Source organism: Clostridium sp. (assembly GCF_051654825.1).
Lineage (GTDB): Bacteria > Bacillota > Clostridia > Clostridiales > Clostridiaceae > Clostridium.
Genome location: NZ_JBOFYU010000007.1, coordinates 13,374 through 29,522 on the forward strand (window position 1 = coordinate 13,374; position 16,149 = coordinate 29,522).

The window sequence follows — 16,149 nt, forward strand, 5'->3', positions numbered from 1 at the left end:
TTAAATATAATAAACTAAACCCTTGTCGAAAAAAATAAAGAGTAGAAATTTTCATTCTACTCTTTAAAATTAATTATTTTTGTGTTCTTACATTTATTGATACTGGTTTAGATTCTTCTTCATTTAAATATTTAGCAGTAACTTTAAATCCATAAATAGTATTAGCTTTTAAAGCTTCTACTAAATATTCATTAACTTCAACTGGTACTTCTGCTATCATCTTTCCATCTTTGTAAATTACATATCCAACTAATCCATCAATGGACTTTGGAGCTTCCCAAGTTAATGAAGCTGAACTATTTGTTACTTCTGACTTTAAATTCTCAGCTTTTGAAATAACTATATCTTTAACTGTATGAATTTTATTATCTTGAACTACATATTCAATATCATCTTTAAATATTCTTAATTTAAACTCATACTCTCCAGCTTTTTCACTCTTCCATGTAAATTTATTGTTCATTGATTTCTTACTTATAACTGCCCAATCATTACTTCCAACTTCTCTTACTGATAACTCATATTTAAAGTCTACAGTTTCAACTGGAGGTATAGCTAAAAGATTTAAAGTTTCTCCAACTACAGTTGTTTCTTTATCCATGTTTAACTCAACATTGTATTCAGGAGTTTCATCAAAATATCCACAACTTTCAAGAACATCAATAATATCCTTTCCATCTACAAGAGTTTCTGGCACTTTAGAATCTTCTCTAGTTAAATCTTGTTTTAAATAGTTATATACAATTATATCCATTTCAGTTCTATCTACTTTTCCATCACCATTAAAATCAACTGTTAACTTTGATTTAGTTTTTGGTATATCAGTTTCATATAATTTTGCTATTTCCATAGCATCTACTATATCAATAGCTCCATCTCCATTAGTATCACCTATAACAGTTTCCATACCATATGATGCTTGGAAGCTTTGTCCTGTAATTGAGAAGGCATTTCCTACTCTTTCTCCAGATTTGTTTATTGTAGATCCCGGAACATTTACTATACTATTAAATGAACCTGGTGTTTCAGCAATTACTTTATAATCACCTTCAATTACTGGTAAGTTATTAAATACAAATGTATAACCAAATCCAAACATTTCATCATATTTACTATGAGTTGCCTCATATCTATTTCCTTCTGGATCTACTGCGTAAATTGCACTTCCTTTAAATCCTCTAATAATATTATCAACGCTACCAAATATAAGTGTTCTATTTGAATCTATATCTATTTCTTTTGCAATAGTTTTTACTTTTACTGCTACTTCTTCATTAGCAGAGTTTTTAAATCCACCTTTAGTTCCATTTATTTTATTACTTGTAAATTGATAACTATCTTTTAAATTTTCTGATATTCCTCTTAACTCTTGGACTGAATATTCAACATCAAATAATTTAATATCTCCATTTAAGCCTTTAACTTGATCTCCTGTTAATTTAAATGATATTTCAAATTTATCTGAGAAATCTGCCCCTTCTTTTCTATTAATTGATACCTCAACATCATTATTATTTTTAGCTAATATTTCTTCTAACTCTTTTGTTGGCTTTATAGCATCAGCTTTTAATTTAGCAGCTCCTACTACTTCAAATTCAAAAGTACCTTCAACTATATCCTCTACATTATTTAATGAAATTGTTGTTTTTAATTCTTTATCTGTACTTATTGTTTCATTTTCAAAATCTAATGATAAATATTGAGTTCCTTCTTTTACAAAAATAAAGTTATCATCCTTTTGAGTTACTTTTCCTGCATTAGCTAAACTAAGTTGTACTTTAAAGAAACCATCTTCTAAATCACTCTTTTCAACACCAGCAACTTTTATAATCTCTTCTTCTTCAGGCATAGTTCCCATTGCTACTCTTTTTCCATTTTCTAAATATCCTGTAGCAAAAATAGTATTTACTTCATTTTGCTTTATAAAGTTTAATCCTCTATTTTTCATTTTTTCGACTGCTTCATTATGAACATTTGCTTTTATCCAAAGACCTTCATGCATTGCTCCATCATACCAAAGTTCTTTTGTAAACATATCCTCAGTTACTTCAGTAATTCCAGGCTCAAAGTTATAACTGATCTCATCTCCGTTAGTATTATTTACTATGCTAATAGGAATTGAGTCTGTAAATGTTCCTCCATCAGTTTTTTCTGCAATAAGTTCTAAATCATATAACCCCTCTTCTAATGCAATTTTTTCGTGAGTTATTTTTCCATTAACTATTTTACTTACTCTTCCATTTGGTGCTATATTTTCTAAGAATACAGTTGCTCCTTCTCTAATCCACCAACCTTCTTCTGTTCCTGCATGTCCAATATACTCACCTGTTTCTGCATCCTTAATAAAGTAATAAATATTTTTTATTGGATCATTAACAGAAGCTATTAAATTTATATCTGAATAAATCAAGAATAATTCAGGATGTCTATTCATTAAGTTTGATGATGTAAATGCTGATATTCCCTTTGCAAACCCATTGAAATCTGGGTAATCTAAAAGATCAAATCCATTTTTCCTTATAGTTGTACTAAACGGCATTTGATAATCATTTTTATCATTTCCTACTTCATTGAAGTGTACATAACCTTCATAAGTTCCAAACTCAGCTCCTACTGGTGCTGTTATTGTTACATCAAATGTAGCTATTTCTCCTGGAGCTACTGTAACTGTTTCTGGTAATGTTAAGCTAACCCCATTTTTAGCAGCATCTTTAGCTCTATTACTATCTGAATATTCTACTTCTACATTATAAGTTTTTTCTGTATCAGTATTATTTTCAACTGTAACTGGTATAGTTTTTGTTCCTACACCCTCTTCTGGCATATTTAACTTACCGTATGAAATCATACCTGTTACATTGTCATATGTCATTCCTTCTTCACCAGCAAAAACTTTGTATTTTGCTTTGAATGACACTCTTTCTTTTACTGCATTTACAGGATTAACTCTTCCTGCTCCAGCTTCATGAACACTATAGCTTTCTCCACTCTTTTGATGAATATGCTCTGAAGTATTCATTAATGCAGCCTTTACTTGCTCTGGTGTATATTCTGGATTAGCTTGTAATATTAATGCTGCTATACCTGATACGTGAGGTGCAGACATTGATGTACCGCTCATTCTTTGATAAGCTATTCCATAGTTATCCACATCTTCATTTTTATCATTAATATATTCTGGAACTGTTGAGAATACTTGAGCTCCAGGTGCAACTACGTCTGGTCTTATATCGTAAGTTTGCTTAACTGGTCCAACTGAACTAAAGCTAGTTACTTCATCACCTTCTACTAAGATGCTTCCAGTTGAAGTTATAGCTATTTTCTTATCTAAATTTTCTTTAAGCTTTTCTCCATCAGCTTTTGAAATAGCTATTGTATTAGCTACATCTAATTCTCCTAAATAAGCCATTCTTCCTGAATCTACATTATTACTCATTATAGCAAAGGCAGCTCCATACTTTTTAGCATTTGCAACTTTATCAACTAATGCAATATCTCCTCTTTCAACATAAGCAATTTTACCTGTTAAATCCTTACCTTCAAAGTCTGACTCTTTACCTAATCCACAATAAACAACTTCAAGTTCTTGACCTTCGTATTGGTTTATTGAACTTTGTAAGTCCTTAGCCATTATTTCACCTGATATTGTTAAATCACCTAATTTAACATCATAAGTATCATAATTAAAATCTACTGTACTAGCTCCAACAGCTATTGGAAGTGGTGATGTACCTGGATTTCCTACTGTAAAGTTATTTGGACCTGCGTTACCATTTGATATAACAGTTACAACTCCTGCTAAAGTAGCATTGTTTACAGCTATAGTCATTGGATCATATGGACTATTATTAGCTGATGAACCTAAAGACATATTTATTACATCCATTCCATCAGTAATTGCTTTTTCTATAGCCCCTATAATTCCAGATGTTGCTCCTGATCCGTAAGGTCCTAATACTCTATATCCATAAAGTTCTACTTCAGGTGCTACCCCTAGTACAGGCATTTCACTTTCTAAATTTTCTTTTTGCCCTGCTATTGTTCCTGATACATGAGTTCCATGTGATGTATAGTAACTTCCTTGTGAAGTAGTTTCTGGCTTACCACTAACCTTCCAATCTTGATAAGTAGTTTCCATTGGATCTGCATCATTATTTATGAAGTCCCAACCCTTAATTGTATTAATATCTTGAGTTTTAGGATCCCCATCTTCTGCTCTAAATCCTACATATGCATTTGTAAGATCTGGGTGATTATAATCTATACCTGTATCTAATACACCTACTTTTACCCCGTGTCCTTTTATATCTTCTTTGTGTAATTCATCTACACCTAAGTATGGTACTGAATCCATCATATATGGTTCTATTTGATTTGTTTCAAGTTCATTAGTTCTTGTTTGAACTTCTACTGGCTGCTCTACAACAACTTCAGCATCTTTATGAACTCTTTTAACTACTCCTGAATTAAAAAGATTTTCTATTTCACTTGCTTTTATATTTAAAGATACTCCATTAAAAACATTTGTATATGAATTTTTAACTTCTACTGTTTCTGTTGAATAAACCTTCGGCATTTTAGCTAAAAACTTTTCAAATATTTTATGATCTCTATCAACCTTTACCTTAGCTAAACTAAAAGTTTTAGCTTGCTTAGCTGATAATACTGTTGGTTCACTTACAAACTCAACTATTACTGGAATTACTCCATCTGAAGTAATATCAATATCCTTACTTATTTTAAATTCTTCCTCACTAGCTGATGGCTTTTTTAAATAATCACCTTCAACAGCTTGTACATTGTTAGAAATCTTTTCTTCTGGTGTATTAACTGCTGCTTTATAAGTAATGCTATTACTTGCTAATGCTAAAGTTAAAGCAGCTCCAATTATCCCTCTCACTTTTTTCTTAATCATAATTATCCCCCTTTTATTTATAACTATAGTTAAAGATAAAATATATTTATAAAGACTAAATTTTATACTTTATAAAGTTTATTTATTACTTAGACTTTATAAAAATATAATCTTCAACTTACTTTCAAGCTAAATTCCCACAAGCTCAAAATACTAAAATATTAATTTTTTTCGCAATTAATTAACACTTTGTTATTAATACACTGAGTATTTTAACATATAATGCTATATCTTCCTATATTTTTCATTTTTTAAATTTTTACATCTTTCTACTAGTTTAAATCTTTAAAATAATATATTTCATATAAAATATTAAAATCTTTTTACATTTTAATTATCTTTAAAATATATTTCTATGTTATATTACAAACTCTACTATAAAATAAATAAAAGTGCCTATTAAGAATATTAATTCCTTATAGACACTTCTAAAAATAGTTTTACATATATTAATTTTTTATTTTGCAGTTCTTATATTAACTGAAGCTGGTTTTGATTCTTTATGAGAGTATTTAGCTGTTACTTTTACACCATAAATAGTATTAGCTTTTAATCCTTCTATTTCATAACTTGTTGTTCCTACTGGTACATTTGCTATTTCCTTACCATCTTTATAAATAACATATCCCTCTAATTCAGCCTTTGAACTTGGCTCATTCCATACTATTGATGCACTATTATTAGTAACCTTAGAGTTTAATCCAGTAACCTTTTCCACTACAGCAGATTTTACTGTTGTACCAAAAGGTAATTGATAATCTTCATCTCCATTAGTATCATTAATATGAATATAACCTTCATAGTTTCCTAATTGGACTGTTGCTGGAACATTTATAGTAACATCAAAAGTAGCTGTTCCATTAGCTTCAACTGTTACTTCTGTTGGAAGAGTTAAGTTCACTCCATTTTTAGCAGCATCCTTAGCTCTTGGACTATCTGAATACTCAACTTGGATTGAATAAGTTTTTGCTTCACTTGTATTATTTTCTACTGTAACTGGAATAGTCTTTTCTGCTCCGCCCTCATTATCTATAACTAATTTTGCATATGAAAGCATTCCTGTTACATTTTCAATAGTTTCTTTATTTTCACCAGCTAAAACATCATAAGTAGCCTTAAATGAAACTTTTTCTTTTACTGCTTCTACAGGATTTACTCTTCCTGCTCCAATTTCATGAACACTATAGCTAACTCCATCTTTTCTATGAAGATGCTCTGAAGTATTCATCATTGCTGCCTTTACATCTTCTGGAGTATATTCTGGATTAGCTTGTAAAATTAAAGCTGCTATTCCAGCTACATGTGGCGCTGCCATTGATGTACCACTCATTCTTTGATATGCTGCTGCATAATTATCTACATCATCATTTCTATCATTAATATATTCTGGAACTGTTGAGAAAACTTGTGACCCTGGTGCTATTAAGTCAGGTCTTATATCATAAGTTCCCTTAACTGGTCCAACTGAACTAAAGTCAGTTAATTCATCTCCCTTAATTAGCTCTTCACCAGTTTTTCCAACTGAAATCTTAGCATTAGGATTATTCTTTAATTGATCACCTACTGTTTTTTGTACAGCTATAGTATTAGTAGCAATCATTTCCCCTAAGTATGGAACTCTTGTATCATCACTAGTATTTACTAATATAGTAAGTACAGCTCCATTTTCTTTAGCATTAATTGATTTATCTACTAATGCTATATCTCCTCTATCTATAACTGCTACTTTTCCTGTTAAATCCTTACCTTCAAAATCTTCAGGAGTTCCTATTCCACAATAAACAAATTCATATTCTTTTCCATCATATTCATTAAATGATACTTCTAAATCCTTTAAGATTACTTCTCCTGCTATATTTAATGCATCTGCTCCTTCAACTTTAGCATTTACATTATATAATTCTCTCTTATTATCAATAGTACTAGCTCCAACAGCTATAGGTAATTGAGATGTTCCTGGTGAACCTACTGTTTCTGGTCCTGGCCCTGAATTACCATTAGATATAACTGTTACAACACCTGCTTCTGTAGCATTGTTTACTGCTGTAGTCATTGGATCAAATGGATCATTTATATCTGAATCTCCAAGAGACATATTTATTACATCCATTCCATCTGTAACAGCCTTTTCTATAGCTGCAATTATTCCATCATTTTCACCATATCCATATGGACCTAATACTCTATACCCATAAATATCTGCCTTAGGTGCAATTCCCACAACTTTAAATGCACTATCAGGATTTTCACCTCTAGCACCTATTGTTCCAGATACGTGAGTACCATGAGCAGTATAATATTTGCTACCATACTCTGGATGAATCTCAGGTAATCCACTTTCTTTCCAATCCTTATAAGTAGATTCCATTGGATTTGCATCATTATCTATAAAGTCCCATCCAATAGTTGCATCTATATCTTGGTTATGCTCATCACCATCTTCAGCTCTAAATCCTTTATAAGCATTTTTTAAATCTGGATGATTATAATCTATTCCAGTATCTAAAACCCCTACTTTTATTCCTTCACCATCTACTCCTTCATTATGAAGTCCATCTACGCCTAAATAAGGAACTGTATCTACCATTCTACTATTTTTATTATTTGCATCGCTATCTTCCACTGATTTTTCAGTTGCCTCTAAAGCACCTGTATCAACATGAACTGTATTAGTTTTATGAATTCTCTTAACTACACCTGAATTCAATAAATTAGCTACTTCAGTTCCTTTGATTTGCATACTTACACCATTAAATACTGTTTCATAAGAATATTTAATTGTTGGTGCTACTGCTGAATAAGCTTTTGGAGTCTTAGCTAAAAAAGCTTCAAAAGTTTCATGATCCTTTTTTACAGCTGATTCAGCACTTTTTAAGCTGTAAGCTTTTTGCTTTGATGCAACTGCTGTTGGTTCACTAACAAATTCAACTATAATTGATACAAGTTCATCTGATGTAGTATCAATTTCCTTTGATATTTTTGTATCTTCTGCTACATCACTTGCTGTAGCTACATTAATAGTATTGGCATTAATTACGCTTGTTCCTGTAACTGCTGCTATTAAAGCTAGTCCAATTATCTTTTTTACTCTTTTCTTGTTCATACGAATACCCCCATCTCATTTTTGCTTTCAAATTAGATAATCTATTAATACTTATCTCTTTAAATAACTATAACTAAATATTAAATATTTAATATTGCCCCATAATTTTTGATATTTAGTTATTAATATTGTAAATATATTATCATAAATATAATTATTTTCCAATATTTTTCTTTTTTTAAAATTTTACATTTTATTTACTATTAATGATAAATATAACTGTTTTTGCCATATAAAATATATTTGCATAATAATAAATTTAATCATTATATCTAAATTTTAAAAATAACATAATTTATACTTTTTATTTTAAATAAAAAAAGTACCAATATTAGATAAATCTAATATTGGTACTACCTAAATATACAAGTTTCTAACTTTTTCCCATTAATCTTACTTTACCTTAACCTTATCTCATCACTAGTTTTCTTATATCTTACTTTAGCTCACAATTATTATTTTCCACAGTCATTCCTTCTGAAAATACTTCAACAATCTCTTCATTTCCATCTATTTTTTCACTTATTAACTTATTATATAACCCTTGTAGTAAATCTTGAAACTTATTAACCAATGGACCCACCAGCAATGTTGCAAGAATAGTTCCTATTCCTATTGGCCCTTTAAATATAAGTGCTATAAAGATACAACATCCATCTACAAGTAATTTTGCATACATTACTTTTAAACTTAATTTTTCTTTTATAGTTACCATTAAATAATCTATTGGATTAGGTGGCAAACTAGGTAATAAATAAATTCCTATACCAAAGGATAATACTATTATTCCTAGAAAAAATGTTAAATATCTTAAAGCAATATTATTTACTTCTACCCCATTGATAACCTTTACCCAAAAGTCCACACCTGTCCCTACTAATACTGATGTTAAAAAACATAGTATATTAGGAAACTTTTTCTTTATTATTCCAGCTAAAACTAAGGCAACTCCAGAGCAAATAGCCATCCAAGTTCCTGTTGTTAACAAAGCCATATTACTTAATCCAAAACTTATAGCATCCCAAGAGCCTGTTCCTAAATTAGACTTTGAAATTAAAGCTACACCAAATGTAAAAATAAAAATACCAATTAAGAATATAAAATACTTATTATACTTTTTCACAAAACCACCCCCATGTTATAATTATACAAATTTTACTTTTAATTACTACAAATTATTTTATAATTTATATAAAAAAATAGATGGAGTTTATTTAAACTTGCCTCTATCTTCTTAATAGAAATCAGTTTAAATTTCCCCATCTACCTTTTTATTCAAAATTAAGTTTATTTGAATCAAATATAATTCTTTCTATGCCATCTCTTATATAAATATTCATGTATGATAATATTTTTCCAACTAAAATCATAGATAAAAATGTTCCTAACCCTATTCCCCCTAATCCAATACCACTAATTAAAGTAACAATTAAAGCTATTCCAACTACGGTACAATCGAAATATACTTTTATTTTCCCAAATTCTATTCCTGTTTTTGATGATATTACTTTTATTAATCCCTCTGGTGGCATAGGTATAATATTTACAGTTATTGTACATAAAATACCAAAGGATGTAATAAATAAAGCTACTATTAAAAGTATTATTCTAGCCCATATATTTTCTATATTAAAATTAATAGATACATTTAATATATCAACTAATCTACCAAATAATATAGCTACTAAAATTTGTGTTAATTGAATTAATTTAAAATCTTTTTTTAATATTATTATTTGAAGTATTACATAAACTGTAAAAACACATGTAGATAAGGTCCCGATATTAAATGATGTAATTAAACTCAAATTAAGAGCTAATGCACTTACTGAAGAAACACCTAAATTTGATTTTATAGCTAATACTGAACCTAATGATAAAAAGAATATTCCTAATAAATAAATGATATATTTATTACACTTTTTCATCTTTTCTCTTCTTAAATTAATTATAGTTCTTCTCCATTTGTTTTTATAACATTTTGATACCAGTTAAAACTCTTCTTTTTACGTCTTTCTAATGTACCATTTCCTTCATTATCTTTATCTACATATATAAATCCATAACGTTTTTTCATTTCACCTGTTGATGCTGATACTATATCTATTGGCCCCCATGATGTATATCCTATTAGTTCAACTCCATCTGCTATTGCTTCCTTTGCTTCTTTTAAATGTGCACTCATATATTCTATTCTATAGTCATCATTTATTGACCCATCATCTTCAATTACATCATTTGCACCTAATCCATTTTCTACAATAAATAAAGGCTTTTGATATCTATCATATAAATCATTACATGTTATTCTTAATCCTAATGGATCTATTTGCCATCCCCACTCTGAAACTCTTAAATGTGGATTTCTTACAGATTTAAATGCGTTTCCTGAAGTCATACCATTTAATATTTCTGGATCTGTGCTAGTACATCTACTTGAATAATAACTAAATCCTAAAAAATCTACTGTATTATTCTTTAAAATTTCTTCATCTCCAGGTTCCATTTTTATATCTATGTTATTTTCAACAAAAAATCTCTTTGCATAACCTGGATAAGCTCCTCTTGACTGTACATCTATAAAGAAATAAGTGTCTCTATCCTTTTCCCTTGCCTTCTGAACATCATTTGGATTACATGAATATGGATAATATGATGCCGCTGCTAACATGCATCCAACCATATTATTTGGATCTATTTCATGAGCTGCCTTTACTGCTAAAGCACTTGCTATAAGTTCATTATGAGCTGCTTCATATTTAACTTGTAACTCATCTTCTCCATCCTCAATAGTTATCCCTGCACCCATAAAAGGAAGATGTAGTAACATATTTATTTCATTAAATGTCATCCAATACTTAACTTTACCCTTATATCTTGTGAATAATACCCTTGCATATCTTTCATAGCATTCTATTAACTTTCTACTTTTCCAACCACCGAATTTTTCTATTACACCAATTGGTGTATCAAAATGACAAATTGTAACTACTGGCTCTATACCATATTTTAATAATTCATCAAATAACTCATCATAGAATTTTAATCCTTCTTCATTTGCCTCTAGTTCATCTCCTTGTGGAAATATTCTAGCCCATGCAACTGAAACTCTTAAACATTTAAATCCCATTTCTGCAAATAATGCTATGTCTTCTCTAAATTTGTGATAAAAATCTATTGATTCATGTGATGGATAATATTCATCCTCTAAAGGTGATAATGATGGCACATTTCCTTTCATTACACTTAGTCTATTTTTCCCTGCTGGACAAATATCTACAGTAGTTAATCCCTTTCCACCTTCATTATATGCTCCTTCACATTGGTTAGCAGCTAATGCTCCTCCCCATAAAAATCCCTTTGGAAATTTATTTAAACCATTATTCATAACCATACCTCCGTACTTTAGTAAATTTAACTCTATTTTTTATTTAAATTTAATTTATAAAGTAAGTTGTCTAAAATACCAAACAACTTACTTTATATTTATATAATTGTTAATACTGTATTCCCTGCATTAACCTCTTCTATTTCCTTTGGTAATACTTCTAAATAATCGTTTGTATTTGTAACTATTACTGGAGTTATTAAATCATAACCTTCTTTTTTAATTGCATCCATATCAAATTCAACTAATGTATCTCCTACATTAATTTCATCTCCTGATTCTACGTATGACTTAAAGTATTTACCATTTAACTGTACTGTATCAATACCAATATGAATTAAAATTTCAGTTCCATCTTCAGAAGTTAATCCAATTGCATGCTTTGTGTTAAATATCATTTGCACTTTTCCATTTACAGGAGATACTATCTTTCCTTCACTTGGATTTATTGCAATTCCTTTTCCCATAAATTCACCTGCAAAAGTTTCATCATTTACATCTTTTAATTGAACTACTTTTCCATTAGCTGGACTTGCTATAATTATCTTTTTATTTAAGGGTTCTATACTTTTTTCTTCAACTTCTTCTTCTACTACTTCATCTACTTCAACAGTTTGCTCTTCATTACTAGGCTCTTCAAATCCTATAATCCAAGTTAAAATAAAAGCTGATACAAATGCTATTGCAAGAGCTATAATTGTATGAATTATATTCATAGGATTATCTCCCATAAAAATAGGTAGTGATGCAATTCCTGGTGAACCTGATGCGTAACGAACTACTCCTGTAAACCCTGCATATGCCCCAGCTATTCCCCCACTAATCATTATTGAAATAAGTGGTTTTTTAAGTCTCATTGTAACACCATACATAGCTGGCTCAGTAATACCTAAAACAGCTGTTAATCCTGCTGATCCTGCTAACTGTTTTAAATCTTTATTCTTTGTTTTTGCTGCTACTGCTAATGTTGATGCCCCTTGAGCTATATTTGACACAAGCATACCTGGACCTACAATATTTTCATACCCATTTAAAGCTATTCCGTTAATTCCCATAGGTATTAATGCATAATGCATACCTACCATTACTAATAATGGTGAAGTTGCTCCTACAATCATTGGTATTGACCATGGTGCTACTCCATTTATTGTATCTATAACCTTTGATAATCCATCTCCTAAGAAAGAACCTATTGGCCCTAAAGCACTAAAGGCTATCGGTGTCATAACTAACATTGTAATTAAAGGTTTTGAGAAAAATTTAATTGGTTTTGGTGATATTTTATCTGCAAATGCTTCTACATATGACATTATCCAAACTATTAAAATTATTGGCACTACTGTTGATGAGTAGTTTATTAGCTTTATTGGTAGTCCTAATAATGTTACTGACTCACCGGCTGACACTAAAGCACTAAAACTTGGATGAATAAGCATTCCACCTATCAACATCCCCATATATGGATTAGCCTTAAATTTTACTGCTGATGTGTACCCTAATATTACTGGGAAGAAGAAAAATAATGAATCACTTACAAAGTTAAATATATAGTAAGTTTGACTATCTTTTGTTAACCAACCAAATGTCGTTGCAATTACTAATACAGCTTTTAACATACCTGCTGCTGCAAGTGGTTGTAATATTGGTGTAAATATACCTGAAATTATTTCAAATATACTAGATATTCCTTTTTTACTCTTTTCAGTATTTCCATCATTACTCTTTTGGAATGACCCTAATTCCATTAGCTTCTTATATACATTAGCTACATCGCTTCCAATAATTATTTGGAATTGCCCATTACTATTTACAACTCCCATAACACCTTTTGTTTGTTTTAACTTCTCTTGGTTTACTTTTGATACATCCTTTAAGTTGAATCTTAGTCTTGTTGCACAATGAGTTACATGTTCAACATTACCTTCTTCTCCAACATAATTTAAAATACTTTTTGCTAAATTTTCATAATTCATAGCTTAATTCCTCTCTTTCAATCTTTTCATTATTTCTACTAATTAATATTAAGATTTGAAGAATTAAGGTTTTGCCTAGCCGAACTAGTCACAATCCTATGATTACTTCTGGTTATAATTCAAATTATCCAGCACATCACCTCCTTAAATTGAATAGTTACATATATATTAAAATTTATGTTACTTTACTTATTATTAATTGCCTTCTCTAACCACACGAGCTGTGTGTATCATTAAATAAAGTTTTTCTTCTTTAGTTAATTTATTTTTATATCTTTTTTCTACTAATGAACAAATTCTTTCCACACATTTATTAGAATTTGGATATTTAACTTTTATCATCTCATATAAATCATTTTCTTCATCTTCGTAATATCTTCCATTCATTAATCTTTGTGCAAAGAATTTTAAATGTGTTATAAATCTATAATAATTAATAGATTCTTCGTCAAATTCAATATTAAAATGATATTGAACTATTTTAAGTATTTCTTCTATTAAATTTATCATATCTACTATTTCAGGCATGTCTCCATTTAGTTCTCCATTTAAAATATGCATTGCAATTGATGCAGCTTCATCTTCTGGTAACTCTATATTAAGCCTGTCTTTTATTATCTCTAAAGCCTTAAGACCTATCTTAAATTGCTCTTTATGTAATCTTTTAATATCCCAAAGCATTGTATTTTTTATTGGCATATTATTTTTATGTCTATTTACTGAAAAATTAATATGATCTGTAAGTGTTAAATATATATTTTCATTTAACTTAGTATCTAATTTTACTTCAGCATAATTTATTATTTCTTCAGATATTTCTAAATAATCTACTGGTATATCATTTATCAGATTAAGAAGTTTTTCATTAATTGATTTGTTGTTTAAAATAAATATTTTATCAATAATCTCTTCATTAATTTCATCTCCCTTTTTCTTTTGAAATGATATTCCTCTCCCCATAACCACAGCTTCTTTATTGTTTTCATCTATTATAGTTACAACATTATTATTCAATACCTTATGTATTATCATGATTTTAACTCCTTACTTAAACTGAACTTATAAGTACTAATAATATATTTTGTAAAAAGAATGCAAAAAAAACCCTAAACTAATATCAAATATATATAGAGATACCCTATCCCTATAAAATACTTGCTATCAATTTGGGTTTTGCCTGCCTATCCAGTTACAATCCAAAATGGATAATCCGTTTTTACTTATTTATACTTTAACATCTAATGTAAACATTGTCAACGGTATTTTCTATGTTCAGTAAATTAAATAACCCATTTTCTATTTCCTGTAAATGAAACATTTAACCATTTTTCATATTTAATATGCTTAGTTTCCTTATCTATCTTTTCTCTTACTGTATCCATTTCTTCTAAAGTATCTAATTTAGATTGTCCATTAAATACAAAGTCTATCTCTATTCTTAATAATCCACCTATTTTACTTACTCTAGTTATTGAATCTTCAAAGTTATATTCTTTTTCTATATCCTTAACTATTAAGTATATATCGTTATTAATTTCATCATTTGCTTTAACTAATATTATTTCTTTAAAAGATTTAATTAATGCTGTAATTGGAACCTTTAAGAATATTAATGATGTAATAATAACCATCATAGGATCTATATAAATTGTTAAGTAACTTAAACTTGTATTCTTAATTGCTAAAGAAACTAAAAATCCTACTAATACTCCAACGCTTAATAATGTATCCATTAGCCATTGAGTACTTTCTGCCTTTAATATTTCTGAATTTAGCTTTTGTCCTTTTTTTCTCATATATAAGTAAATAAAACTACATCCTACAACTGATATTATTGAATAACTTAATGCAAATCCAGTATCTACTGCATTTCCCCCTATAAGTATTGTAGTTATTGCATTTATTAATGATATTGAACACATAATTATTAATACTATTGATTTAAATGCTACAACAATTGGGCTTAGGGCTGCCTTTCCAAATGGGAAATTTACTTTGTCATTCTTATTTATGAAGTTTAATATAAATAATGATAGCATTGATAAAAATAAGCTGATTAATGAATATAATCCATCAAACATTATCATTGCTGAATCTATAAATAATCCCCATCCTATGCCTAAAAGCGCAAAGAATAGTCCTCCCATTGCTGATAGCTTTAATAGCTTACTTGCCGTTTTCATTTTACACCTCTTTTATTTCTTCCGATTTCTTATACTACTATGATATAATTTTTAAAAACTATTTGTAACTCACTTTAATACTTAATAATTTCAATTAATATGTTAATTTCCATTTAGGAATAATATAGAAAAAGCATAAATGTACCTAAAATTCAATGTATTAATACTCACTTTAATGATTTTTCACATTTTTTTACCTTAATTAGGATAAATCCATCTAAAATTTATAATCATTTTATTTAAAATCATTCTTTTTTCTTTGCTGTGTTTTTATTTTATCTCTTTCTAAATAGGTATAAGATTTCATTTTTTGTGGAAAATTATCTTTTGTTGACATTAAAACTTGAAAATTATTTATTGTTGGAGGTGCCTCATGCAAGCTATAGTTGATAAAAACATTTGTGTAGGTTGTAGATTATGCACAAAAACTTGTCCTGATGTATTTCATATGGATAGTGATGGAAAATCTGTAGCTATCGATGGTGAAATTCCTGAAAGCCAAATATCTAATGCTCAAGAAGCAAGAGATGGATGTCCAGTAAGCGCTATATCTCTATCATAATCCTTATAAAAATAATAACGTAGTA

General features: G+C 29.0%; 9 protein-coding genes. 1 reads left to right on the forward strand and 8 read right to left on the reverse strand.

What is annotated here, in order from left to right:
* Positions 1-73 precede the first annotated feature (73 nt).
* The 8 genes from ACRDBA_RS00180 to ACRDBA_RS00215 form a co-directional block, all read right to left on the reverse strand.
* On the reverse strand, positions 74-4,915 hold the full coding sequence (locus ACRDBA_RS00180; protein ID WP_438570930.1) for a S8 family serine peptidase: 4,842 nt from the start codon (positions 4,913-4,915) through the stop codon (positions 74-76).
* 457 nt (positions 4,916-5,372) lie between these two features.
* On the reverse strand, positions 5,373-8,018 hold the full coding sequence (locus tag ACRDBA_RS00185) for a S8 family serine peptidase (protein ID WP_438570931.1): 2,646 nt from the start codon (positions 8,016-8,018) through the stop codon (positions 5,373-5,375).
* Positions 8,019-8,454: 436 nt separating this feature from the next.
* The gene (locus ACRDBA_RS00190) at positions 8,455-9,141 is read right to left on the reverse strand and encodes a YczE/YyaS/YitT family protein (RefSeq protein WP_438570932.1); all 687 of its coding nucleotides are present in this window, start codon (positions 9,139-9,141) and stop codon (positions 8,455-8,457) included.
* Positions 9,142-9,289: 148 nt separating this feature from the next.
* Positions 9,290-9,946 carry a YczE/YyaS/YitT family protein gene (locus tag ACRDBA_RS00195; protein WP_438570933.1) on the reverse strand — a complete coding sequence of 219 codons (657 nt, stop codon included), beginning with the start codon at positions 9,944-9,946 and terminating at the stop codon, positions 9,290-9,292.
* A gap of 20 nt (positions 9,947-9,966) precedes the next feature.
* The gene (locus tag ACRDBA_RS00200) at positions 9,967-11,406 is read right to left on the reverse strand and encodes a 6-phospho-beta-glucosidase (RefSeq protein ID WP_438570934.1); all 1,440 of its coding nucleotides are present in this window, start codon (positions 11,404-11,406) and stop codon (positions 9,967-9,969) included.
* A 98-nt stretch (positions 11,407-11,504) separates the two neighbouring features.
* Positions 11,505-13,379, reverse strand: coding sequence for a beta-glucoside-specific PTS transporter subunit IIABC (locus ACRDBA_RS00205; RefSeq protein WP_438570935.1), 1,875 nt, complete (start codon positions 13,377-13,379; stop codon positions 11,505-11,507).
* A 195-nt stretch (positions 13,380-13,574) separates the two neighbouring features.
* Positions 13,575-14,411 (reverse strand): BglG family transcription antiterminator LicT, encoded by an 837-nt coding sequence (gene licT, locus ACRDBA_RS00210; protein ID WP_438570936.1) that lies wholly within the window; start codon positions 14,409-14,411, stop codon positions 13,575-13,577.
* Positions 14,412-14,659: 248 nt separating this feature from the next.
* On the reverse strand, positions 14,660-15,562 hold the full coding sequence (locus ACRDBA_RS00215) for a cation diffusion facilitator family transporter (protein ID WP_438570937.1): 903 nt from the start codon (positions 15,560-15,562) through the stop codon (positions 14,660-14,662).
* A 373-nt stretch (positions 15,563-15,935) separates the two neighbouring features.
* Here ACRDBA_RS00215 and ACRDBA_RS00220 point away from each other — a divergent pair, with 373 nt between their 5' ends.
* Complete coding sequence (locus tag ACRDBA_RS00220; RefSeq protein WP_438570938.1) at positions 15,936-16,124, forward strand: ferredoxin; 189 nt, start codon at positions 15,936-15,938, stop codon at positions 16,122-16,124.
* The last annotated feature ends 25 nt before the right edge of the window (positions 16,125-16,149 follow it).

What these genes read in the sequence shown, in the direction of transcription:
- ACRDBA_RS00200 (WP_438570934.1), bottom strand. Translation starts at nt 11,406, where the DNA reads ATGAATAATGGTTTAAATAAATTTCCAAAGGGATTTTTATGGGGAGGA.
- ACRDBA_RS00180 (WP_438570930.1), bottom strand. Translation starts at nt 4,915, where the DNA reads ATGATTAAGAAAAAAGTGAGAGGGATAATTGGAGCTGCTTTAACTTTA.
- licT (WP_438570936.1), bottom strand. Translation starts at nt 14,411, where the DNA reads ATGATAATACATAAGGTATTGAATAATAATGTTGTAACTATAATAGAT.
- ACRDBA_RS00220 (WP_438570938.1), top strand. Translation starts at nt 15,936, where the DNA reads ATGCAAGCTATAGTTGATAAAAACATTTGTGTAGGTTGTAGATTATGC.
- ACRDBA_RS00185 (WP_438570931.1), bottom strand. Translation starts at nt 8,018, where the DNA reads ATGAACAAGAAAAGAGTAAAAAAGATAATTGGACTAGCTTTAATAGCA.
- ACRDBA_RS00205 (WP_438570935.1), bottom strand. Translation starts at nt 13,379, where the DNA reads ATGAATTATGAAAATTTAGCAAAAAGTATTTTAAATTATGTTGGAGAA.
- ACRDBA_RS00195 (WP_438570933.1), bottom strand. Translation starts at nt 9,946, where the DNA reads ATGAAAAAGTGTAATAAATATATCATTTATTTATTAGGAATATTCTTT.
- ACRDBA_RS00215 (WP_438570937.1), bottom strand. Translation starts at nt 15,562, where the DNA reads ATGAAAACGGCAAGTAAGCTATTAAAGCTATCAGCAATGGGAGGACTA.